This is a genomic window from Chryseolinea serpens, from assembly GCF_900129725.1.
Classification (GTDB): domain Bacteria; phylum Bacteroidota; class Bacteroidia; order Cytophagales; family Cyclobacteriaceae; genus Chryseolinea; species Chryseolinea serpens.
Genome location: NZ_FQWQ01000002.1, coordinates 272,433 through 295,600 on the forward strand (window position 1 = coordinate 272,433; position 23,168 = coordinate 295,600).

The 23,168-nt window shown below is 52.3% G+C and carries 17 protein-coding genes; 8 read left to right on the forward strand and 9 right to left on the reverse strand.

What is annotated here, in order from left to right; translation table 11 throughout:
* Positions 1-29: 29 nt before the first annotated feature.
* Genes BUB30_RS15085 through BUB30_RS15100 form a run of 4 tightly spaced genes read right to left on the reverse strand, consistent with a single transcriptional unit; the run spans position 30 to position 7,006 of the window.
* Complete coding sequence (locus BUB30_RS15085) at positions 30-884, reverse strand: zinc-binding metallopeptidase (RefSeq protein ID WP_073135568.1); 855 nt, start codon at positions 882-884, stop codon at positions 30-32.
* Positions 885-894: 10 nt separating this feature from the next.
* The gene (locus tag BUB30_RS15090) at positions 895-2,373 is read right to left on the reverse strand and encodes a RagB/SusD family nutrient uptake outer membrane protein (RefSeq protein ID WP_073137252.1); all 1,479 of its coding nucleotides are present in this window, start codon (positions 2,371-2,373) and stop codon (positions 895-897) included.
* Positions 2,374-2,392: 19 nt separating this feature from the next.
* A complete protein-coding gene (locus tag BUB30_RS15095; protein ID WP_073135570.1) occupies positions 2,393-5,968 on the reverse strand; it encodes a SusC/RagA family TonB-linked outer membrane protein in 3,576 nt (1,191 codons plus the stop codon).
* Positions 5,969-6,013: 45 nt separating this feature from the next.
* The gene (locus BUB30_RS15100) at positions 6,014-7,006 is read right to left on the reverse strand and encodes a FecR family protein (protein WP_073135571.1); all 993 of its coding nucleotides are present in this window, start codon (positions 7,004-7,006) and stop codon (positions 6,014-6,016) included.
* Between the two features lie 385 nt (positions 7,007-7,391).
* On the opposite strand from BUB30_RS15100, the gene BUB30_RS15105 reads away from it, so the two are divergent.
* Both BUB30_RS15105 and BUB30_RS15110 read left to right on the forward strand, forming a co-directional pair.
* A complete protein-coding gene (locus tag BUB30_RS15105; RefSeq protein ID WP_073135573.1) occupies positions 7,392-7,844 on the forward strand; it encodes a cupin domain-containing protein in 453 nt (150 codons plus the stop codon).
* Between the two features lie 95 nt (positions 7,845-7,939).
* The gene (locus tag BUB30_RS15110; protein ID WP_073135575.1) at positions 7,940-8,539 is read left to right on the forward strand and encodes a hypothetical protein; all 600 of its coding nucleotides are present in this window, start codon (positions 7,940-7,942) and stop codon (positions 8,537-8,539) included.
* 43 nt (positions 8,540-8,582) lie between these two features.
* Here the strand turns inward: BUB30_RS15110 and BUB30_RS15115 are convergent, their stop codons facing one another.
* The 3 genes from BUB30_RS15115 to BUB30_RS15125 all read right to left on the reverse strand — a co-directional run bounded on the left by BUB30_RS15115 (position 8,583) and on the right by BUB30_RS15125 (position 10,924).
* Entirely contained in the window at positions 8,583-9,074 is a 492-nt protein-coding gene (locus BUB30_RS15115; protein ID WP_073135576.1) for a lipocalin-like domain-containing protein, read from the reverse strand.
* Positions 9,075-9,191: 117 nt separating this feature from the next.
* The gene (locus BUB30_RS15120; protein WP_073135578.1) at positions 9,192-9,902 is read right to left on the reverse strand and encodes a LytR/AlgR family response regulator transcription factor; all 711 of its coding nucleotides are present in this window, start codon (positions 9,900-9,902) and stop codon (positions 9,192-9,194) included.
* Positions 9,899-10,924 carry a sensor histidine kinase gene (locus BUB30_RS15125; protein ID WP_084138143.1) on the reverse strand — a complete coding sequence of 342 codons (1,026 nt, stop codon included), beginning with the start codon at positions 10,922-10,924 and terminating at the stop codon, positions 9,899-9,901. The genes BUB30_RS15120 and BUB30_RS15125 overlap by 4 nt, the downstream gene beginning before the upstream one ends.
* Before the next feature lie 186 nt (positions 10,925-11,110).
* Between BUB30_RS15125 and mnmH the strand changes: the two genes are divergently transcribed.
* The 5 genes from mnmH (at position 11,111) to BUB30_RS15155 (ending at position 19,240) form a co-directional block, all read left to right on the forward strand.
* Complete coding sequence (gene mnmH / locus BUB30_RS15130; RefSeq protein ID WP_073135581.1) at positions 11,111-12,148, forward strand: tRNA 2-selenouridine(34) synthase MnmH; 1,038 nt, start codon at positions 11,111-11,113, stop codon at positions 12,146-12,148.
* Between the two features lie 13 nt (positions 12,149-12,161).
* A complete protein-coding gene (selD, locus tag BUB30_RS15135; RefSeq protein WP_073135582.1) occupies positions 12,162-13,214 on the forward strand; it encodes a selenide, water dikinase SelD in 1,053 nt (350 codons plus the stop codon).
* A gap of 145 nt (positions 13,215-13,359) precedes the next feature.
* Positions 13,360-14,340, forward strand: a complete 981-nt coding sequence (locus BUB30_RS15140) for an MBL fold metallo-hydrolase (RefSeq protein ID WP_073135584.1) — start codon at positions 13,360-13,362, stop codon at positions 14,338-14,340.
* Between the two features lie 244 nt (positions 14,341-14,584).
* Positions 14,585-17,641 (forward strand): PQQ-dependent sugar dehydrogenase, encoded by a 3,057-nt coding sequence (locus tag BUB30_RS15145; RefSeq protein WP_073135585.1) that lies wholly within the window; start codon positions 14,585-14,587, stop codon positions 17,639-17,641.
* 738 nt (positions 17,642-18,379) lie between these two features.
* On the forward strand, positions 18,380-19,240 hold the full coding sequence (locus BUB30_RS15155) for an MBL fold metallo-hydrolase (protein ID WP_073135589.1): 861 nt from the start codon (positions 18,380-18,382) through the stop codon (positions 19,238-19,240).
* 65 nt (positions 19,241-19,305) lie between these two features.
* Here BUB30_RS15155 and BUB30_RS15160 read toward each other — a convergent pair whose 3' ends face one another.
* A complete protein-coding gene (locus tag BUB30_RS15160) occupies positions 19,306-19,680 on the reverse strand; it encodes a VOC family protein (RefSeq protein ID WP_073135591.1) in 375 nt (124 codons plus the stop codon).
* Between the two features lie 285 nt (positions 19,681-19,965).
* On the opposite strand from BUB30_RS15160, the gene BUB30_RS15165 reads away from it, so the two are divergent.
* Entirely contained in the window at positions 19,966-22,344 is a 2,379-nt protein-coding gene (locus tag BUB30_RS15165) for an ABC transporter permease (protein ID WP_073135593.1), read from the forward strand.
* Positions 22,345-22,559: 215 nt separating this feature from the next.
* Here BUB30_RS15165 and BUB30_RS15170 read toward each other — a convergent pair whose 3' ends face one another.
* Positions 22,560-23,057, reverse strand: a complete 498-nt coding sequence (locus BUB30_RS15170; RefSeq protein ID WP_143164940.1) for a hypothetical protein — start codon at positions 23,055-23,057, stop codon at positions 22,560-22,562.
* Between the last annotated feature and the right edge of the window lie 111 nt (positions 23,058-23,168).

The window sequence follows — 23,168 nt, forward strand, 5'->3', positions numbered from 1 at the left end:
CCGATAGTCACGTGCTTCCTTTCAGTCCTTCATTTTGTTGCGGCGACAATGGCCGCCGTCGTGGTCTCTTGCAGTTGATAGAAATCGATGTTCCAGGTTTCTTTAAAGTAGGCCACCACGATCGCTTCCTTCTGGCGCAGCAACGCTTTGCCATTGGCCGATGCCTTTCCCAGTTTCGCCTCATAGCCGTCGTGTCCTTCCACCAACATCGTTGAGATCATCTCCACAAAATCCTCGTCGGTGCTGGCACGGGCATAGGGAGTGATGAAGCCGAGGTTCCACGCCTCTTCATCCTCGGTGTTGTACCATGTGGCCGTGTAGCCAGAGGGAGTGATCTGTTTGAAGTTGCGGGGATAGAGCTTTGACTGGTGCAGGATGTGCGCAAACTCGTGGTGAATGGTGTGCAACATCTGTTTCACGGCAGGCACATCCGTCTTCAGAAAATCATTGATCACAAACAGCGTCACCTTGCGACCCGACTCCGCCTCGCCCAGCACCATGGTGCCGTCGTTGTTGTATTGCGGACTTCCCACCAGGACGAACTGCTTTGGTGCATTGATCTTCATGAAGTCTTCGCCCGCTTCTTTCACATAAGGATCAATCCAGGTCTCCTTCACCAGCGTCATCACGGGGATCACTTTCTCCTCCTTCACCGGCACCAGCGTTTTGTCGGTAGCCAGTTCAAAGGGAACCCATTTATAGTTGATGGCGATGTTATAGGGATTGGTATAGTTTTGCACGATCCACTGGTCGATCGCATTGGTCTCCGTGTCGACGTCCAGGAAAGAGATGTCGAGATCTTCTTCGGGGTCGCTGCAGGATGACACGAGCAGCATGGCGGCGATGCCGAAAATTGTGGCGCGAAATGTATTACGAGCGTTCATAGCGTTTCAATTAGCGTGGATTCAATTCTATTCCCGACGACTGCGCCTCCTGCGGGATCTGCAACACCCGGCGCGGATCGTTCGGCCCCAATGTCAGGATGTTGTCGCGACTGTAAGGCACATGCACGACTTGCAGATGATGGCGGATGATATCAAACCAGCGTTGTCCTTCAAAGAGGAACTCCACTCGCTTGAAGTCGAGCACGGTAGAAATGAGGGCGGCCTCAATATCGGTGGTGTTGTAAAACCGCAGCACGCGGGCGCGGGTCACGGTGTGGCGTGCGGGGTCATAGTACGGTTCGTCGGTGTCGTTCACGATGATGCGGGTGCTGGCAAAGTCGTTCAGATCTTTCAGCGTTGCATCGTAGTTGCCCAGGCGTGCATTGGCTTCTGCACGGTTGAACAACACTTCTTCGGCCGTGAGCAGCGGGATCATGTTATAGGGCGTGCCGATCTCGGCGTTCGGATCCATCTTCACAAAATGCTCTCTGAACTTGGGTGTGAACAGCGAGGCTTCATTGCCATAGAACATATACCCCCACAATCCGCTGGTCACATTTTGATTCCACACCACTTTGCTCAGCAGGTTGAAATTGAACCCGTAGCGATAGCCGCGCAGGCTTCGCGCCCACAGCGATGGGGCTTCCACCAGCAACAGGTTCGCGGGCTTGTCGGCCTTGGTGTATTCCGCCAATTTCACCAGGGGTTCCATGGCGCGGTAAGCTTCCGAATTTATCGGCCGCAAGTTGGGTAGGATGTTGCCCGAGGGAAACGCCAGGTTGGCGTGCTCCACCACTTTGGCATAATCCATTTTGAACAGGTAGAACCGCGTGGCAAATCCGTGTGCCGCGGTCGTTGTGAAATGGTAGCGGCCGGCGCCTTCTTTGTAGGATTCGTTGTCCAGCAAGGGAATGCCTTCTTCCAGGTCTTTTTCGATCTGTTCATACACATAGGCCACGGTCCTGCGCTCATATTTTTGTGTCACCACTTTTTCGGGTTCAGTCACATAGGGAATGCCGGGATCAGTGGCGGCGGTGCTGGGATGGTATACGCGCGAGAAAAGCGTCACCAGCATAAAATGCGCATACGCGCGCGTCACCAACGCCTCCCCTTTCGATGCGCGGTAAGGGGTTTGATCACTCGCGTTGTTAATGGTTTCCAGCGCCTGGTTCGAAGCCGCGATGGCCGCATAGGCTGCCTGCCAATAGAAGTCGGGCGTGTCTTCATTCCGGTTCGGCACATCGTTGAACTGCCACGGCGCGCTGTTGATGAGTTCCGACGTGGTGAGCGCTTTGTCTTCCGCGTTGTCGGAAAGCGCTTCCAGGAAGGTGATGTAGTTGGCCCGTGGATAGGCAGAAGCCAAGAGCTCGGCGACCTTCTCGGGCGAATTCAATTCCGCGCGTTGGTCGGGAAGGTGTTCGAGGTAGTCGCTGCAGCGTGTGGCTGTGAGGAGTACCAGTGTCAAACCGATGAGTATTCTTATTTTCATTTTCGTCCGTTCCATGTTTTTAGAATCCTGCTTTCAGCGAAAGCGTATACTGTTGGGGAATGGGTGTCGCCACGCCACCCGAGTTGAAAAATTCCGGATCCTGACCTTTCAATTTTTTATCCGCATAGAGCAGCATCGGGTTGTTGGCGATGAGGCTCACCGACAGGTTGGTCGCCCCCAGACGGCTGGTCCAGCTTTCGGGCAAGAGATAGGAAAGCGAAACTTGCTTCAGCCGCACAAATCCGCCGTCGGCGATGCGCACGTCCGAATAGTTGTAGACCGCATACGGATTCACACCGTCGAGACTGCCCAGCGTGCGCACATCCAGGATAGACGGCACGTTGGTGTGTTTCTCGTCGCCGCTGGTCATCCACCGGTTCAGGAACTCTTTGGGTGTGGCATCCAGGTCGGTATAGCTGCTGCTGAAGGCGGGCGTCAACCGGATCTTGTTCCCGGCACTGAACGTGATCAACGCCGACAACGTGATGTTGCGATAGCGGAAGGCGTTGTAGAGCCCCCCGGTGATGGTGGGATCTACCGGGCCTTCATATTTCAGATACTTCGTGATGTCGCTTTGCAGATAGACGTTGTTGCTGGTTTCGCCTTTTTCGTTGATGAAGTATGGCGAACCATTTTCAGCATTCAATCCCTGGAAGTCGACCGAGAACAAACCCCGGTAAGGATACCCTTCTTTCGGCCCCCCGTCAGACGACACCAATTCCCAAATGGTGGGCGTGCTCTTGAGGTTGGTCACGCGGTTCCGGTTGTGGGCAAAGGTGAGTTGCGTTTTCCAATTGCTGCGCTCGTCATGATACAACGTCCCTCCTAAAGTGACTTCGATGCCCCGCGACGTCATGTCGGCATAGTTGGCCGATTTCACAAACTGTCCCCCGATCGCAGAGGTCCGCAGCGGACTGATGAGGTCGAAGCCGTCGCGGTCGTACCAGTCCACCGTCAGTGTCACGCGCTCGCGAAAGAAGGCGGCGTCGAACCCGATGTTGGTTTCGTATTGTTTCTCCCAGGTCAGGTCGCGGTTCTCCAGGTCCTGAATATTGATCACCGATTCGATCTCGGGCAAATACGGCCGCGTGGCTTTGTTGGTGCTCAGCACGAGGCTGGAGTTGGTGGCATTGCCCATGCTGGCCGTTAACCCATAGGTGGCGCGCAGGGTGAGGCGGGTGATGATGCTTTGCGAGGCCATGAAATTTTCGGCGTCCACATTCCACGAGCCGCTCACGTTCCAGGTGGGCAGCCACCGCGCCGAGCGCGACTTGCCCAGGCGGTTAGAGCCATCGTAGCGAAGCGTTCCGTTCAGGTTGTACTTCGTGCGATAGGAATACGTGGCGTTCACCATGCCCGCCAAAAACCGGTCGTAGGTCATGCCCATGCCATAGAAGTCGAAGTTGCCCTCCACCACCTGCTTGATGATGTTGGGATCCACATAGGGCACACCGCCTTTATCGAACTGGTAGCCATAGCCATAAAAGAATTTATTTTGGCGGTCGGCATACCGCAGCTCCTGCGAGCCAAACACGCGCACGATGTGCGTGTCGTTAAAGGTCTTGTTCCATTCCAGCGTGTTGCGCAGGTTGTAGCTCACCAGGTAATCGTCGGTGGTGTTATAGAAACCTCCATAGGGCAACACCACCACCGGCTCGGCTTCCGGGTCGTCGGGATTGCGATAGAGAAACTTGTTGTTCTGGCGGATCACGGCATCGCCATCCGCGCGGAAGGCTTCAGCCATGTTGGAATGTTCGTAGACCTTGTGCTCCTGGTTTGTCTTCGCATAGCGCACCGCACCGAGGAAGGCATACTTGAGGTTGGGACGGATCTTGTACGACACATCACCTTGCAGCTTCAGGTCGATCATGGTGAGGTCGAGCGTATTGTTCTCCAGTTCGTGAATAATGTTGAAGGGTGCAAAATTCCGTTTAAAGAATTCCAGGTTGCCCTGGTCGTCATAGGGCGTCAGGGTTCGGCTGGTGTTGATGGCGTAACTGAAGGGGTTGATGTCGAAATCGCGATCGTATTTTCCTTCCACCGGATTGCTGCGGCGGCTCACGGTGCCGGGGGCGCGCTGCACGCGGATGGCGCCTTGGGTGATGAGGCCGATGGCAAGCTTGTCGGTGATGTTAAAATTTGCCCGGGCATTGCCCGTGAAACGCTTCACGCGATCGGCAATGGTCCAGCCGTCGTCTTGCAGATAGCTGCCGGAAAAATAAAGCTGCGACTTCTCGGTCCCTGACGAAATGCCGAGGGAGTGTTCCTGCATGAATGAATTACGGAAAAGCACATCGAACCAATCGGTGTTGCGCCGGGCGTAGCCTTGCAAAAATGCGGCCCGCGCTTCCGGGGTATTTCGCAGTCCAAAGCTGCCGTTGGTTTTGTCATATTGATCGATGAGGTCATACATCTTCACATACACGCCGCCGTTGGGCGAGCGCTTGCTGTTGCCAAACGTTTCCCATCCCTTGCGATCCAACTCGTCGTAGAGCGACATCTGGTCGGCCGAGTTCATGATGTTGAAGGTGTTGTAGGACGGCTTGCGGTAGGTCGAGAAGTTGGCCGTGTAGGAGATCAACGGCTTGCCCACGCGTCCTTTTTTGGTGGTGATCACGATCACGCCGTTCATCGCCCGGGCGCCATATTGCGCCGTGGCCGAGGCGTCTTTCAGGATCTGGAAGCTCTCGATGTCATCGGCGTTCAGACCGGCAACCGACGAACCGATCAGCGTCTTGGTGTCGCCGGTGGAAAGTTGTTCGTTGGAAATGTTCACCACATCTTCCAGCACCACACCATCGACTACCCACAGCGGTTTGTTGTCGCCTGTAATGGACGTAGCGCCGCGGATCCTGATCTTGGGCGCCGTACCAAAAGTGCCCGACACGTTTTGCACGGAAACACCGGCGGCGCGCCCTGCCAACATGCGGCTCACGTCGGTGATGCCGTCTTGTTTCACGTCCGAGCCTTTCAGGTTGATGGTCGAGCCGGTAAACAATTTCTTGTCCACATCCTGGTAGCCCGTCACTACCACTTCGTTGAAGACGCTCACGTCTTCGGCGAGCACCACGTTCAGGGTGGTCTCATTGCCGACAACGATCTCCTGCGTTTTGTAGCCCACCATCGAGAACACCAGCGTAGCGTGATCCTTCACCAGCACGCGATAGGCTCCCTTGCTGTCGGTCATGGTGCCGTTGTTGGTGCCCTTCTCTACGATAGACACCCCCACCATGGGCGAACTTTTTCCATCCACCATCTCCGTCACCTCGCCCGTGATGATGACGGGAGGTTGTTTTGCTTTCTGCAGGATCACCTGGTCGCCCACGATCTTGTAGGTGATGTCGAGGGCGCGGAGCAGGTTCAGGCAAGCCTCCAGCGAAGTGGCTTCGGTCGTTTCAATTTTCGACGCGCGATTGATCTCCGACGCGTCATAGACGAAGCTCACATGGTGTTGCAGTTCGAGGCGACGCAGATATTCATCCAGCGATTCGATCTTGCCCGCGGTCTCGGCCAAAGCGGCAAAGCCGGCACAAAGCAGGATGAGCAACAAGTTGATTTTTCTTCCGGTTATTCCCGTATAGCGGTGCACGTGCATGGGGGTTTCTGGGGGTTAGGATGGTGGTTGGTTTACGGGGTTTGTTCAGGGATTGCCCTGGATGACCACCAGCGAGTCTTTGGTTTCGATTTTTACAGGATAGGCCGCCGCCAACACATCGAGCACTTCTTTCAGGCTGTTGTTTTTGAAGGTGGCATTGAATTTTTTGAATTTGGTGATGGAGTCTACCACCACGAAGCGCACGTGGTAATATTCTTCGAGCGTGCTCAGCACTTCGCGTAGCGAGGCGTCGGTGAACACCAGCTCATGGGTGAGCCACGCGTCGCTGTTCTCGTTGGTTACGTCCACCGTGGTGAGCGTGCGGGCCAGAGTGTTGAACACGATGCCATCGCCGGCGCGCAGCACGGGATTTTCCTTTGTGCCACCCGGTTCGAACATCACCGTACCGGTTTTCACACTCACTGCAATTTCATTCTGACGGAGCCGGATGTTGAACGTCGTGCCCAACACCGTCACGGTCGATTGTTGCATCTGCACCACGAAGGGATGCTCTTTGTCGTGCGACACAGAGAAAAACGCGTTGCCCGTCTCCAGGTACACCCGCCGTTGTGAACCCGACCATTGCGACGGATAGCGCACGGTGGTGTTTTCGTCCATAAAGATCTGTGAACGATCGGCCAGCACTAATGTATCGCGCACATTTGGGCCGGTGGATTTGGTGATGAATTCCACCTGGCGCGACATATACATCCAATAACCCACAGCGCCCGTCACCAACACGGCGGCCGCGCGCATAAACCATTTCAGGGTCACGCCAATGCCGCCACGTTGCGCGGCGACATAGCGGGGACTCTGTTTCAATTTCAGGGAAAGTCTTTCGGTGGCTTCTGCCACATTGATGTGTTGCAGGTCTTTCACGTCCGCGGAAGCGGCCCAAAGATTGACTACTTCTTTGTAAAAGGTATCGTGATCGGGCGAAAGCGTTCTCAACGCCTCCACCTCGTGTAACAATTCAACGTTGTCGGGCTCATTCAGGAGCAAAACAATCTTGCGCAGGTAATCCTCGTCTGGCTTCACAGGTTTAACGGTTAATTGCCCATAAGACAAATAACCCTACCCTACCCCACTAACAGATTTTTCGATTTTTTTTTATCTTCCCTTCCAATCGACCCACGCAAACGACGCCGTGGCGGGTTTTTGCCCTGATTTGGGTTGGAGATTGATAGGCCAAAGCCAAAAGCCATTAAATCACAAAATTGATGGCCTTTGGCATTGACCTCGAACCGAAATGACTTTTATGGGTCTACCCGGACGCGAAATGTCCCACTCCGGTCAATTTTAATAGACCGTCCAAGCTCTCGCATAGGTTTATTTCGGTGGACTACCAGGATTGTACTCAGTGGACTACCAGAAAAATTCCGTCATTACCAATATTAGCATCGCTTAATAAACCTCTATCATCATGCCCCCCTATAAATTACTTGTTGCTTTCCTGTTTGCCGGCGGGCTCACGACAGCGTACGCGCAGCACGATCACGCCGAAAAAAATACGACAGCCGAATCGTCCATAAAGTTTGATCTCGTGTTGCGCCAGGCCTTATCGGACCCGGAGCTGGCGGACTACAAAATGGAATCCGTTGTCATGACCCTTGCCCCGGGTGCCGTCGACACGGTCTCTCATCGCCACGACTGCGAACTATTTGGCTATGTAATGGAAGGTGATGTTCAGATTGCGCTCGTGACGAAAGTGCCCACTACCTTTTCGACGGGCCAGATGTTCTATGAAAAAAGAAACATCTTACATACCCTGGCCAAAAATCCCAGCGCAGAGAAAGGGGCCCGGGTCTTACTTATTTTTATCATCAAAAATGGAAGGGCCGGTTATACGCCAGCGTACCCCTCAAAAACTCACTGACACCTATTCATCATGTCTAAGTTTGCCGAGCCAGGAACTACGCATCAGTAACCCGGAGTGCACGGTAAACCGAACACGAACTATTTCTTAAGTCCATGAATGCTGAACGCTTAAAGAAACTACACCGGGTTTCAGGCCTGTTGCTGGCAACCTTTTTCTTTTTTCATGTCATCAACCACCTGAGCGCTTGGTGGGGCGCCGATGCACACATCCGCGTGATGAAGATGTTTCGCATGGTGTACAGGTTTCCACCCGTGGAAATCCTTCTACTTTCAAGCGCTCTTGTGCAGGTGATCAGTGGACCGGTACTGGTCTGGAAAAAGCAATTCCAAAAAAACGCGTTCGATATCCTGCAAGTGCTCAGCGGTCTCTACCTTTCATTCTTTCTTTTCTACCACATCCGCGCCGTGATGCTTGGGCGTTTCGTCTGGAATACGGAGACCGATTTTCACTTCGCCGCCTGGGGCGTGAAGAACTCGCCGGCAGATCAGTTTTTTATTCCATACTACTCGCTGTCGGTGCTTTGTGTTTTTATTCACGTAGCCTGTGTGCACCGGCAAAAGATCCTGTCGCTCACGCAGCCTAAGATCGGATCGGATGCTTCTTATCGCCTGGCGGGGCGCCACGCTGCGGTGATCATGATCACCGGTGTCGTGATCACCACGCTGATCATGACGAGTTTTATACGAGCCTGACCGGGATCGGACGTCAGAATAGGCATCTACAATGTCAATGGAATTATTGTATCCGCTTGAATACCGATACAGGGACGGATCCGTCGGGACGGGGCGGCACCCGCCAGCTCAGCGTATCCCCCTTTAGCATGAAAGAACGGACTTGCAAAGTCTGATCCAAATTCGGAATGGACGCGCGGTCAATATAAAAGGAGATGGTGTTTCTAACACTATCTAAGGCATAGGTGCCGAAATGACAACTACTGCTTAAGATGGCCTCCTTGTATTCTTCCGGTGTACCCTTGGTGCGATCGTCCGATGCAAATTTCTTACGTTGATTCCGGAAGATCTCCACCACATAGTGACCGGTTGGGGTGAAGATGGCAATGCCATGAGGGTCTTGTCCATAGTCGGTCACCCGGGTGCCATCCGCCAGGATCTTGTCTGCAGCGATCAAACGCCACGAGCCAATAAGCGGGTTCGATTGGGCGAAAGCAGGTACAGTAATCATTACGATCACGATGCAGAGAAAGCCCTTTTGGAATGTTCGTTTCATAAAAACCGGATTTTAAAGATGAGTTGAGTTCGCAACAAATCTGCAAATTCCGTTTTAACGGTCAAGGTATATTCAACCAACGTGCATTTCGTCTCAACACACTCGGGAAATGCCCTTTTAAAAAGTTCGCTTGCGGACGAGTTCCATCAGGCTGTCCCGGAATTTCTCTCCGATCGGGATCCTTTTTTCACCGATGTGTATGTGATTGTCCTGTATTTTGGTCATGTGGCGTATGTTCACGATAAAGGATTGATGAACCCTTGTAAAGTGCGTTGGCAACTGGGCCTCAATGTCTTTGAGACGCCTGTACGTAAGGATATCGAAAGTGGTGGTGGTTACGCGTACGTATTCCTTCTGGCCCTCAAAAAAAAGGATATCGTTCAAAAAGATCTTTCGATGCTCTTTGCCTGATTTCACAAAAAAATACGCATCGGCTGCCATTCCATTTTCTTCCTTCTGGATCACCCGGTGTGTGGTGAAGTGCTCTACCTTCTGCACGGTTGCCAGGAAACGTTTCAGCGTGATGGGCTTGAGCAAATAGTCAATCGTATGATACGAATAACTCTCCGCGGCATATTCGCTATGCGCTGTCGTGAACACAATGCCTTTCTCCGGCGATAGCAACGCCGCCAGTTCGATGCCGTTGATCACGGGCATGTTAATATCCATGAACACCAGGTCAACCTCGTTATGCTTTAAAAAGGAGATCGCCTCCAGGCCGTTGTAACATTTTGCAACCAACTGCCAGCCGGTCGCCTGCCGGATCAGTACTTCCAACAAGTCGACCGCTTTGGGTTCATCATCGACGATCATACAACGCAACATCATGTCAGTGGAAATTTTAAACTGGCGGTAAAATATTGATTGTCTTCCGTGGCCTGCATGTCAAAATCCTTTCCATAGAGGATCATCAGTCGTTGGCGCAGGTTGTTTAGCCCAAGCCCATGTCCCTGCCGCGGATCGGCATGCTTGTTCAGGAGGTTCCTGGTTTGAAAAACAAGATGCTGATCTTTTTCATATAGCGATAGCAAGATCTTGTTATTTCCTGAAATTTTATCTATGCCGTGCTTAAAGATATTTTCCACGAAGGTCATCAGCAGCATCGGGGGAATTTTTCGCTGATCGTCAACACTGCGGTGAAAGATGATCTCCGGCTCCGGCTTGATCCGCATTTTTTCAAGGGCAATGTAATTATCAAGGAATTGGATCTCGGTTGTTAACAGAACATATTCTTTTGTACTCTGATCTATAAAATAGCGCATGATGTCTGAAAGCCTTTCGATGAGGAGTGCGGTTTGCGGGGCTTCCATATACGCTTCATAATAAATCGCGTTGAGCGTGTTGAACAGAAAGTGTGGTTGCACCTGCGCCTTCAGTAGCCTCAACTCGAACTGGCTTCGTTGCAATAATATCTTTTCTGACTGTTGCTTTAACTCAAAATAGGCCATCGCCAGCCGGAATATAAAACTGAGAATAAAGACCGTGGTCACCGAAAGCAAAAAGGTGACATGGGTCCAGGGATCAAGCCAGTGGGGCGCAGCGGCGAAAGATGCATTGCGTATATACAGGGATAAGTAACCGCGGCCAAGCCCCGCGAGGATCAGCAAGGCTACGGCGCCCAATAAATACGGAACGAATTTTTTCTCCTGATAAAAACGGGGATACAGGAAGGAGATATTTCCATAGACGATGAGGGCATAAAAACCACAACTGCTACACGCCGATAGCGCTGATCGTGTGGCTCCATCGGCCTGCAACATGGAAAAAAAGCTAATGATCAGGATGGAGGCCCACACCAGGTAGTGCAACCCCATCAATCGCATTTTTTCGGAGACGGGCATAAATGACATCGTCGCTAAGTTAGCAGATTTCCACCGCTCTTTCTGTTCCTTCAACACACCCGGCAAAATGCTCAACCCATGGAGCCATTCCCCTATCCGGCACCGGGTATCAGGCCAGGCCTTCCTTCTCGGAAGAGCGGCCGGTATGTTATATATTTACGGGTTGGCCATTCACCTTTACGGGACGACAGTAAGATGATCCATCCCATCACGATCAGCGACCTTATGGGCCTAAAGGAACCCCTCCCTTTAGCCGACGTGCGCACTCCCGCAGAGTTCGCACATGGCCATGTTCCCGGGGCGTGCAACCTGCCCTTGTTCAGCAATGAGGAACGGGTTTTAGTGGGGACTACCTACAAGCAAGTTGGAAAAGAAGCGGCGATCCTGCTGGGGTTTGATCTCACCGGCCCCAAGTGGTCCGGGTTTATCAGGCAAGCAATGGAAATAGCGCCACACAAAAAGATTGCCCTGCACTGCTGGCGTGGGGGCATGCGCAGCGGAGCCATGGCGTGGGCTCTGGATCTGTATGGGTTTGAAGTGCTCCTGTTGCAGGGGGGTTACAAGCACTACCGACGATGGGTCCTCGATCAATTCGAAGCAACGTATCCACTATTCCTATTGGGCGGCATGACCGGGTCGGGCAAGACCAGGATCCTCCATGAACTCCGGGCGTTGGGTCAGCAGGTAATCGATCTGGAAGATCTCGCACAACACCAGGGCTCTGCGTATGGCAGCATGAACAAATTTGTGCAGCCGACGCAGGAGCAATTTGAAAACAACCTGGCGGCCGAATTAAGCAAGCACGATAAACAACGCAAGATCTGGGTGGAAGATGAAAGTTCGTCCATTGGGAAATGTATGGTGCCCCGGCCGTTTTGGAATCAGATGGTGACTTCCTTTTTGATCGATATAAAAGTTCCTGCAGAACAACGCATGGAGGCGCTGATCCAGGAGTATGGTTCGCTGGATAAAAATTTCCTGCTGGAATGTACGGCGCGCATCCGGAAACGCCTGGGACACGATCGGGCCAAAAACGCGATGCTCGCCATCGAAGAAGATCGCATGGCCGACTTCATCCAGGTGGTGATGACCTATTATGACAAGTCCTACCGTTCCAGCCTCATCCGGCGGGACCCCAGCCACATCCTCCCGGTGGATCTTGAAAATACCGATCATCACCGGAACGCCAGGGAAATTTTAAATGCCATTCAGGCCATACCCCAGGCCCACTAAATCATCCAAAGAAATGACAGAGACGACGGAATTCAAACTCACCCAGTATTCGCACGGCGCCGGCTGCGGCTGCAAGATCAGCCCCGCGATACTGGACAAAATATTGCACAGCAACATCACCGCCCCGGTCGACACCCGCCTCCTGGTAGGAAACGACAAGCGCGACGATGCGGCCGTTTTGGATCTGGGCAATGGCACCGCACTGATTTCCACGACCGATTTCTTTATGCCCATCGTCGATGATCCCTATGACTTTGGCCGGATCGCTTCGGCGAATGCCATCAGCGACGTGTATGCCATGGGTGGCAAACCTGTGCTGGCCATTGCCATTCTGGGTTGGCCGATCGACAAATTGCCGCCGGAGATCGCACAGCGCGTGTTGGAAGGCGCACGAGCGGTTTGCGCAGAAGCGGGCATCACGCTCGCCGGTGGTCACAGCATCGATTGCCCTGAACCCGTGTTTGGTCTGGCCGTGAACGGGCTGGTCAATACGGTCCAGGTGAAACAGAACTCCACGGCAACAACAGGGTGTCGGTTGTACCTCACCAAGGCGCTCGGCGTGGGCATACTTTCCACCGCTCAAAAAAGGGGACTACTCCTCGCCGACGATGCAGCCATCGCCCTGCAAAGCATGACCACGCTGAACAAGCTTGGCGAACTATTCGGCACGCTGGAGTATGTGAAAGCGATGACCGATGTAACCGGTTTTGGTTTACTGGGACATTTAACCGAAATGTGTGAAGGCAGTGGCTTGTCGGCTGTGATCGAATACGAGAAGGTACCGGTCATTGCGTCGTTGCCGCACTATCTCGATCAAAAATGTTTTCCGGGTGGCACACAACGAAACTGGAACAGCTATGGGCAGAAGATCGGTGTACTCACCGATGCGCAACGCTACATCCTGGCCGATCCGCAGACTAGCGGCGGTTTACTCGTGGCGGTGGCTGAAGAGCGCGTAGAAGATTTTGAAAAGCTCCTGCAAGAAAATAAGTTGCCGGCTCACCTATGCAAGCCATTCGGTTATCTCAAAACTTCGGATGGCGGGCCTTTGATCCGTGTGGTATAAATAACAGCCGCCTGATTTTTTTCATTTCCAATATTTCTTTTTAGCTGATTATCATATTAGTATCCTTTTGGTGCGTAGGTCACTATAATGTGCCTACTTGATTTTAATTACGCCAGGCCAGTATTTGGCAACAAATACATACCTGATGAAAAGAAGAACCCTTCTCAAACGCCTTGCGCTGATCGCCGGCATCGCCGCAGTTCCCTTCAAAATATTGCGGGCAGAAGCCGCGACCATCAAAACGCTAAAACGTCCCTTTCACCCATTCAAGGTTGGTGCGTTGGAGTTGATGGTGCTGACCGATGGTCATATTGCGCTAAGCCCCGTGCAACCGACTTTCCCCAATGGAAGCGAACAGGCTGAAAAAGCACTGCTACAAAAACACTTCCGTTCCACCGAAGCGGTAGACCTGAGCATGAACCTCCTGATCATCAAAAAAGAAAATGACCTGATCCTGGTGGACACCGGCACCGGCGGCAATTTCGGCCCCGCATCCGGATGGATGTTGGCCTCCATGGCCGACGCCGGCATCTCACCCGAAACCATCACACACATTGTGATCTCGCATGCCCACCCCGACCACGTTGGCGGGTTGCTCACAAAAGAAGGCACGCCTGTATTTCCCCATGCGCAGGTGCACATTGCGCGACTGGAGCACGAGTTCTGGATGGCGCCACAGCAGGATTTTTCCAAATCAAAATTCCAGGACAAAAAACTGCTCGCCGCCTTCACGGCCTCCACACAAACCATCTTCAAAACACTACAGGAAAAAGTTCACCTATTCGAGCACGGCGCAGAACTGTTGGGCTGTCTGCGCATGGAACTGGCGCCAGGGCACACGCCGGGACATACCCTGGTGCACGTCTACTCCGGTTCGGAAGAACTCGTTCACGTGGCCGATCTGCTGCACTCCGATGTGCTCTCGTTCCAGCATCCCGAATGGGGTTTTAATGGTGACACGAATTTTGAACTGGCCATGGCAACCCGAAAGAAAATATTGGCCAACCTAACCCAGGGGCGCCAGAAAACATTTGGCTATCACCTCCCCTGGCCCGGCATCGGGCATGTGCGTAAACAAGGCGAGGGATATGAGTGGGTGGCCGAGGCGTATGCCTTTCCGGAGTGATGGCCGGAGACAAAATAATTTTATGTAGCAGTCAAACAACCCGTTAGATCACCCATCAAATCTATTTGCCGGATGCGTTAAACATTCATTTGTAAACTATGTTCTTATAGGTCGGGGGCGGAAAAGGCGATCTTCTGTGCATTTTCCCTTTTTCTAAAAATATAAAACGTAATGGTTTTAACACTTTACCCCCATTTCAATGAGATGTTTCTATGTTGCTGTATCGGCAGGATGCAAAAGATGCATGTTGCTGTTTATTGCCGGGCTGCTCAGTCTCCCGGCGATTTCTCAGGTATTTCCCACAGGCTTTAGCCGGGTACAGGTCGCCAGCGGCATCAGTAACCCCACGGTCATGGCCTTCGCGCCGGATGGAAGAATTTTTGTCGCGCAGCAAAACGGCGCACTGCGGGTGATCAAGAACGGCGCGCTGTTGGCTACGCCCTTTATTCAGATCAGCGTGAACTCCAGCGGCGAACGCGGTCTGATCGGCATCGCCCTGGACCCGAACTTTGCTACCAACCAGTTTGTCTATCTCTACTACACCTTGCCGGATGGCTCGCGAAACCGCATCAGCCGCTTTACGGGCAATGGCGATGTGGTGGTGCCGGGCAGCGAAGTGGTCTTGTTGAATCTTGACCCGCTGAGCACCGCCACCAACCACAACGGTGGCGCGATGCATTTTAAAAACGGGTTGCTCTACGTTGCCGTTGGCGAGAATGCCAATGGGGCCAACGCGCAGAATCTCGATACGTATCTGGGAAAGATCTTGAGGATCAATCCCGACGGATCTGTCCCCGCCGGAAATCCTTTCACCACCGGATCCGAGCAGCGCCGACGGGTGTGGGCCTATGGCTTGCGGAACCCTTACACCTTCAGCATTCAGCCGGGAACCGGACGGATCTTTATTAACGACGTGGGCCAAAACACCTGGGAAGAGATCGACGACGCCACTGCGGGCGGCTTGAACTTTGGCTGGCCCACGGCCGAAGGCACGAGCACGAATCCCGCGTTCACAAATCCTATCTTCTCCTACCCGCATGGTTCGGGAGACGGCGCCGGCTGTGCGATCACCGGCGGTGTGTTTTTCAATCCTGCATCATCCAATTATCCAGCCGCCTACCGCGGACGCTATTTCTTCCAGGATCTTTGCAACCGGTGGATCAACATGCTGGATCTCACTACCACTCCTGCTTCGCGCCTCCCCTTTGCCACGGGCCTCGGTGGTGATGCGCTCAGCATCGACGTAGGGAACGACGGCAACTTATATTACCTCGAACGCAGCACCGGCGCTTTGTTCAAGGTCATTTATACAGTGAACACAACACCTGCTATCGTAACTCAGCCTTCCAATCAAACCGTAGCGGCCGGACAACCGGCAACCTTCTCCGTGACGGCCACCGGAACAGCACCCCTCGCCTATCAATGGCAAAAGACCAACGTGTCGATATCCGGCGCAACGGGAGCATCCTACACCATCGCCAGCGCGCAACCTGCCGACGCGGGTGCTTATCGTGTCATCGTCTCGAATGCATCGGGCAGTGTCACCAGCACGGCAGCGACGTTGACGGTTACCGCTTTCAACAACCCACCCGTGGCACAGATCATCACGCCGACAGCGGGCACGTTATATCGCGGTGGCGACACGATCAACTTCTCGGGCAATGCCACCGACACGGAAGATGGCACGCTGCCCGCCAGCGCATTCACATGGCTCGTGGATTTCCACCACGATACGCATCGTCACGACGGACCACCCGTTGCCGATGGGGTTAAATCGGGATCCTTTACTATCCCCACGAGTGGCGAAGTTGCCGACAATGTTTGGTATCGGCTGATCCTAATCGTCACAGACGCAGGCGGACTTCGAGACACGATCTACCGCGACATCCTTCCGCAGAAATCGACGATCACCCTGGCAACACAACCCGCTGGTCTGCAAGTAACCCTCGATGGGCAGCCGGTCACAACGCCGTTATCTGACCTGAGCGTGGAAGGCATTCAGCGCACGATCGGTGTCGTTTCGCCACAGACCCTGGCGGGGCAGACGTATGCGTTTGACCACTGGCTGCATGGCGGCGCAGCAACACAAACGATCTCCACACCCGTTAACGATGTTACCTACACCGCGGTGTATCGACTATCCACACTCCGCACCCCGGAGAACCCTGCAAATACTGTGAATGGTTTGAACTATGCCTATTACGAAGGTGTGTTCACAGCGCTGCCAAACTTTAGCGCAATCACGCCCGTCGAGTCGGGCAACGTCACCAACGTCGACCTGGGTCCGCGCAATCGCGAGGATGACTATGCATTCCAATTCACGGGTTATATCAATGTGCCCACCGATGGCACTTATACCTTCTACACCAGCTCCGACGATGGCAGCCGGTTGCAGATTGGGACCACCACGGTGGTCAACAACGATGGTTTGCATTCGACCGTGGAAGCCAGCGGAGCGATTGGTTTGCGGAGTGGCAAGCACGCCGTCACGATTACATTTTTTGAACACCTTGGGGGTGCTACGCTGACGGCAAGTTATGCGGGACCGGGCATCGCGAAGCAACTCATCCCCGCGAGTGCCTTCTATCGCGCCGGCACGGCACCGGGCATCCAAACCCTGGAAGCGGAGAACGCAACGCTGTCCGGCCCTGTCGTCTCGAACATTCATGCGGGTTACACGGGTACGGGCTTTGCGGATTATGTGAACGCCACGGGTGACTATGTCCAATGGTCAGCTTCCATTGCTGCTGCGGGCAGCTACACGCTGACGTTCCGCTATGCATTGGTCAGTGGAGCACGACCCCTTTCGGTGAGCGTGAACGGAACGGTCGTAAACGCCTCGCTGGCTTTCCCGCCCACTGGGGCGTGGGCAACATGGTCAACTGTCACCATCACAACTAACCTGAATGCAGGCACGAACACCATCCGGACAACGGCCATTGGAAGCAGTGGTCCAAACGTCGACAACCTGGTCATTCAAAGTGCTTCCGCTGCCATGAGCGCCTTGGCTTCGGCACCCGTTGCTGAAACACAAGGGAATGACAAGCTCAGTCTCTCTACCTATCCCAATCCGGCAACGCGGCAGCTATTCGTCGAGGTGGCCACGGGAAATACCTCCGAAGCAAAATTAAGTCTGATGAACCCCACCGGCAGGGTGGTGAAGTCGCAGATCTTCTCGGGCCTTCAGGAAGGTGCAAACACTCTCACCCTCGATGTGGATGACATGACCAGTGGTCTGTATTGGCTCCGTGTCGAGCGGGGGACGCTGAGTCAGTCGAGGTCGATTGTGATCGTCAAATGATTTGATAACTCTCTTTTGATTTAAAGCCCTGCAAATAAAATGCAGGGCTTTTTTTGACCGAGGGGTTGGTGTTCCGCGACAGCGGATCGCACGACCGTCCCTTTCTCGCCCCTATCACAACGCAAACAATTTCATCCTCTCCTTTGTGACCTCGATCATCCGCTTCCGTTTGTAGGTCCGCAAACTATAGGACCAGCCCTCTTTCGTGCGAAAGCAAATACGATTTGGAAACAATGTCCAGTGGGTTCATCTCACAGACTTGATCTGGCTATAGTGAACGGCGAAACCAAATCGCTTGTTTTCCTTTTTAGAAACCACAAATACCAACGAATCCTCTTTCAAAAAAACGGTACCTCTCAAATCGCGGAACAAACCAAAAAACATCAAATCATCCCGGAACGTTTTCTGCGTGAAAAGAATCGATCCGAGATTTGGTTGACACATTGCAGGTATTGAAATCGCCATGCTTAAGATGAGCAGAATGAAGATCGTGAATTTTCGAATGGTCGTATTTAGCATAGTCATAATTAGGGGATATAGGGCGTTTTCCCGACACTAAATTGCTGCGCGACACTGCAATGACTTTGCAATATCCATAAAACAGCAAAAGCACAGAAATTCAATGTTGCATATTCAGCACAACTTCAAAGGTCCTCAGTATCCTTTTGTCTAACATGACCGTTAAACAATTCGTTAACATGACATTGTCGCTCCTAAACATTATCTTTCATTGTAATTATGGAAAGCAACGCAACACCATACCAGGTCGTACCTCACCCAGGCAATCTCAAACTCGAACGGATAGAAAGTAAGTCCGGCTGGTTTGAGATCTACAAACTCAATCCGATGACCTATGCCCTGGCCGAACCAAATCACTACGAAGAAGTTATTTCATACCTGATCATCGGCACAACAAGGGCAGTACTCTTTGATACCGGAATGGGTATTGGTGACATCCATGCCGAAGTGACGGCCCTTACGCAGGTGCCCATCGTGGTGGTCAACAGTCATTCGCATTTCGATCACATCGGCGGGAATCATCAATTCGAAGAGATCTGGAGTTTTAAAGATCAATTCGAAAATGATAGAATTGAAAGAGGTTATAGGCACAGCGAATGCATGACCTACATGACAGACGGGGCTTATGTCAATCTTCCGGCAGCCGTTGATCTCTCCACATTTTTCTTACCTGGCGTACGCATCACCAAGTATCTGCAACACAAAGAAATGATCGACTTGGGCGGCAGGGTTCTAACGGTACATAGCACACCGGGTGAAACTCCGGGGGCCATCTCGCTATCCGATGATTTGTACAACATCCTGTTCGTTGGCGATCTATTGTACCCCGGTCCACTATGGTTGCACCTGGACGAATCAGACTGGTCCGGGTTTACGCGTTCCATAGACTATCTGTACGACCTGCGCGAAGAATTTCAGCACATCTGTCCCGCGCACAATGAAGCGCGCATCGATCCAGGCTTTATGGGCAAGGTGAAGCAAGGCGTGGCTGCCATAAATAATAACGCGATTAAAGGCGTGAAGAAAGACGGATCCCTGTTGTTTAGTTTCGACGGTTTTTCAATTTTGAAAAGGCTTTGAGTAAGACATAAGATTTCCAGGCGTTGCTTCTCAAAAAGCAATGTTCCCAAGGAACATTCAATACTTCATCGCGCCGGTTCAAATAATTCAATAAGATTTCCCGACGGATCCTGAAGCAAAATTTGTTTACCTCCCTGACCTTGCACAATGTCATTTCGAAAACTGGCATTCTCCCGCTTCAGTTTTGCCACCATGCGTTCGAGATCATCCACCTGAAGTTGGATCCGGTTCCAGCCACCCGGCGACGGCACGGCCCCGTCGGGCATGGTCTGCCCGGCACCACCGGCCCCGGGCTGATTGAGGTATAATTTCAGATCGCCTTTTGAAAGGGCGGCAAACCCGGGGGCTGGATGCATGTCGACGTTAAATCCCAGCGTCCGGCTGTAGAAGGCAATGGCATCGTCTACGTTGGCCACGATGTATCGAACATTTGCGCTCATATTCAGATTACTTTAAATACGTTTTTTACGCTCGCTAGATCTTTGCTTTCCCACCTGCTCCTCTCAACAGCATGGCGGGCACAGGGCACTTCAATTTTACAACACCCTTGGGGCCGTCTTGTTCTCCGACTTTGGATCTTGAAAACTTAGCGTGCGATTTCGCCCAAACGCTCTCCGGTTTCGATACAACGCCACGGCTTCAACACACAAGTAAGTCATTGATATTATGATACTTACAAATTGGGTCGTATATTGTATAACGACACCAAAAAACGACCATCGCTTATGTTCAGGAATTATCTACGCGTTGCCTTCCGGACCTTGCACCGGAATAAAAGCTATGTAGCGATCAATACCCTGGGGCTGGGGATCTCGCTGGCCTGTTGCATCACGGCCTACCTGTTGCTGGCCTATAACATCGAGTTCAACAACTTTCACGACGATCGCAAAGTGAGTTCTGTTTTTCTCATGGTCACCGAGTCGACCGAGAAAGACGGACGGCACGTGCGCGATGCACAGGCGCCGATCGTGATGGCGCCGATCGCCATCGAAGAGATCGCCGGCATCAAACAATATGCACGCTTCCTTCGCGACGGTGGCGCTATGCGTTATGGCGATAAAACCTTTAACGAAGGCATTGCATTCACCGACAGCACTTTCTTTGACTTGTTCGATTTTCCACTGGCCGCCGGAAGCCATCGTTCCTTCAAAGCCAAGAACAGTATTTTCATCAGCGAAAACATCGCGAAGAAATATTTTGGGGACGAAGATCCCATCGGGAAACTCATGGTCATGAACTTCGTGAACGACAAGGAGATCGAGGTGTTGGTAGGCGGCGTACTGAAGCGCTTTCCTTTAAACAACACGTTCTATTTTGATGTGCTGATGCGCATCGAAAATTTTATGGACATCCACCAGATCGCGATCGACGATTGGAAGGATTGGAGAAACCCCACCACATTCCTGCAGCTGGAATCGCCACAGAACGCCGCCTCGCTCGGCAAACAATTCAGCCGCTACATCCCCGAACGGAACAAGCTGCGTACCGATGTGGTAGTGGACGCCTACACGTTGGAGCCCTTTAAGAATACATTTAACGATGACGACATTCGCTACGGTTGGGTCAACTCCAGGATCGATCCAAAAGCGCTGTTGATCTTTACATCCATGGCCGCAATAATTCTGCTGATTGCCTGCTTCAACCTAACCAACACGTCGATCGCCATGACCGGTAAACGTCTGAAAGAAATTGGCGTCCGCAAGGTGGTGGGTGCAGCACGGCAGCAGATCGTTACACAATTCCTTATGGAAACGGTCATCACCATTACCATGGCCATTCTCATCGGCCTGATGATGGCACAGTTCATTGTTCCGGCATTTACTGAAATGTGGAATCTCCCCTACGGCCTTGCCGACCTTGACGGGTTGAACTTCTTCGTCGCGATCATCGTCATGATCTTCCTGGCTTCCATGATCGCCGGAATTTACCCGGCGCTGTTCAGCAGCAAATTCAAGCCGGTAGCTTTACTAAAAGGAGGCGTTAAAATCAGTGGCACCAGTCTGCTGAGCCGCGTGCTCGTGGCCGCACAGTTTGCACTTTCTGTGATCGTGCTGATCGCGGGCGTCGTATTTGTTTTGAACAGCAAATTCCAGGAAGGGATCCAGTTCGGTTATGATAAAGATAAGATCGTTACGCTGACCATTCAGGGCGAGCGCGACTATGAAACCATAAAGGCGGCATTGGAACGAAACCCGAAGATCCAGAGCATAGGCGTAAGCGACGGCAACCTGGGACGGAATAGCTATACGACGCCCATACGAATCGACACCAGCCAATTTGATATCCAGGCGCTGGGCGTAGGAAAGAATTTTTTAGAGACCATGGGCCTGCATATTTCCGAGGGACGCTTGTTTGATCTGGACAACGCATCCGACCAGGAGGGCGTCGTCGTGAACCGCGCCTTTGTCGAGCAAACAGGATTAAAGGATCCGATCAACAAGATCATCCGTCTTCACGAAGACCGCTGCGTAATTCTGGGTGTGGTCGATAATCATATCGATAATTTCTACCGGTCCAAAAAAGCAGAGCCCTTTGTGTTTTATCCTGCCGGCAAGAATCAATACGTCGCGATGCAGATCAAAGGTGAACCACAGGACCTTCCGGAAATAAAGGCCTACCTCGAGAAAACCTGGAAAGAGGTCTTCCCGGCCCGTCCTTTTGAAAGCTCCTTTCAGGGAGACCTCGTCATGGAGGGTGCGCGGCAATCCAATACCAACATGCAAAAGATATTCTTTTTCATTACCGTTCTCGGCGCCCTGCTCTCCGCCTCCGGCATTTTTGCGCTGGCATCGCTGAACCTCGCCAAGCGCACCAAAGAGATCGGCATCCGGAAAGCACTGGGCGCTTCGATCGGCAACATCCTCGGCCTGCTGAACCGCGAGTTCGTGATCATCCTTGCACTGGCGGCCATTGCCGGCTCCGTGGGTGGCTACTACTTCACCGACATGCTGCTGACACAGTTCTACGCCTACCACATATCTGTAGGCTGGATCCCGGTAACCCTCTGCGCTCTCACCATCTTTGTCATAGGAATATCCACGACCAGCTCGACCATCTTAAAAGCAGCGCAGGAAAATCCGGTTCATACGTTGAGAAGTGAATAACAAGACTTCAGATCACTGGCGCTTGAATACTACCATCTCTGTTTTCCTTTGGTTGATGACAAAATAAATCATCAATCAAAGGAAGCCCTTCCCGCTACGTCACACCCCTACTACGTTTTTTTGCGTTACTTCGCCTGCTCGCCCGCCGAAGCTTTAGCGAAGGTGGGGAGGTTCAATGCATTTCAATTTGCACCTAGGTTGAGAGCTCCAACCTTTCACTTCATCTCAACAAACTTCATCTCCAACACCTCACCTTTTACGGATACGTTCTTGTTTTCAATATTAAGGATCCAATGCAACGTTAACGTCTCTTTTGAGAGGTCCACAATTCGAAAGGAAAAATATGGAGTAAATTCTATCACATTATTCTTGATCTTGTATTTTGCGCTGCCAGGAGTTCCGCTTTTTTGTGATACCATAATAACCTTTGACTTATCGGTTAAATCGATCACATCAAACAGGTCCATCCCAAACGTCAAGTTACCGGATACCTTAAAAGTCTCCAGCCGTTTCGATTCCTGAAATTTCCAAACTTTGTGAACGGTGATGTCGGACGGGCTATCGATCATATGTTGAGAGATCAAATCAATCAATACTTGCTCTTTTGTACTGAGAGGTTTGAACCAATCATCCATTCCATACCACCTGTCGCCTCTCGTTAAGCATTCGTGGACTGCTGCTTGCCCGAAGATCGCCTCATAGATGGTGTCCATGCTCCGCAGATCGCGGAGTTCATCAGTGACTGAAATATTTTTTATCGTCGACATGCCGATCTCATAAGGCACAAACCGGTATCCGGGAAAATAGGTCCTGAGTTCATCCTC

Coding starts and splice junctions, on each gene's coding strand:
- BUB30_RS15085 (WP_073135568.1), bottom strand. CDS start 884: ATGAACGCTCGTAATACATTTCGCGCCACAATTTTCGGCATCGCCGCC.
- BUB30_RS15090 (WP_073137252.1), bottom strand. CDS start 2,373: ATGAAAATAAGAATACTCATCGGTTTGACACTGGTACTCCTCACAGCC.
- BUB30_RS15095 (WP_073135570.1), bottom strand. CDS start 5,968: ATGCACGTGCACCGCTATACGGGAATAACCGGAAGAAAAATCAACTTG.
- BUB30_RS15105 (WP_073135573.1), top strand. CDS start 7,392: ATGCCCCCCTATAAATTACTTGTTGCTTTCCTGTTTGCCGGCGGGCTC.
- BUB30_RS15110 (WP_073135575.1), top strand. CDS start 7,940: ATGAATGCTGAACGCTTAAAGAAACTACACCGGGTTTCAGGCCTGTTG.
- BUB30_RS15115 (WP_073135576.1), bottom strand. CDS start 9,074: ATGAAACGAACATTCCAAAAGGGCTTTCTCTGCATCGTGATCGTAATG.
- BUB30_RS15120 (WP_073135578.1), bottom strand. CDS start 9,902: ATGATGTTGCGTTGTATGATCGTCGATGATGAACCCAAAGCGGTCGAC.
- BUB30_RS15125 (WP_084138143.1), bottom strand. CDS start 10,924: ATGTCATTTATGCCCGTCTCCGAAAAAATGCGATTGATGGGGTTGCAC.
- mnmH (WP_073135581.1), top strand. CDS start 11,111: ATGATCCATCCCATCACGATCAGCGACCTTATGGGCCTAAAGGAACCC.
- selD (WP_073135582.1), top strand. CDS start 12,162: ATGACAGAGACGACGGAATTCAAACTCACCCAGTATTCGCACGGCGCC.
- BUB30_RS15140 (WP_073135584.1), top strand. CDS start 13,360: ATGAAAAGAAGAACCCTTCTCAAACGCCTTGCGCTGATCGCCGGCATC.
- BUB30_RS15145 (WP_073135585.1), top strand. CDS start 14,585: ATGTTGCTGTTTATTGCCGGGCTGCTCAGTCTCCCGGCGATTTCTCAG.
- BUB30_RS15155 (WP_073135589.1), top strand. CDS start 18,380: ATGGAAAGCAACGCAACACCATACCAGGTCGTACCTCACCCAGGCAAT.
- BUB30_RS15160 (WP_073135591.1), bottom strand. CDS start 19,680: ATGAGCGCAAATGTTCGATACATCGTGGCCAACGTAGACGATGCCATT.
- BUB30_RS15165 (WP_073135593.1), top strand. CDS start 19,966: ATGTTCAGGAATTATCTACGCGTTGCCTTCCGGACCTTGCACCGGAAT.
- BUB30_RS15170 (WP_143164940.1), bottom strand. CDS start 23,057: ATGGACACCATCTATGAGGCGATCTTCGGGCAAGCAGCAGTCCACGAA.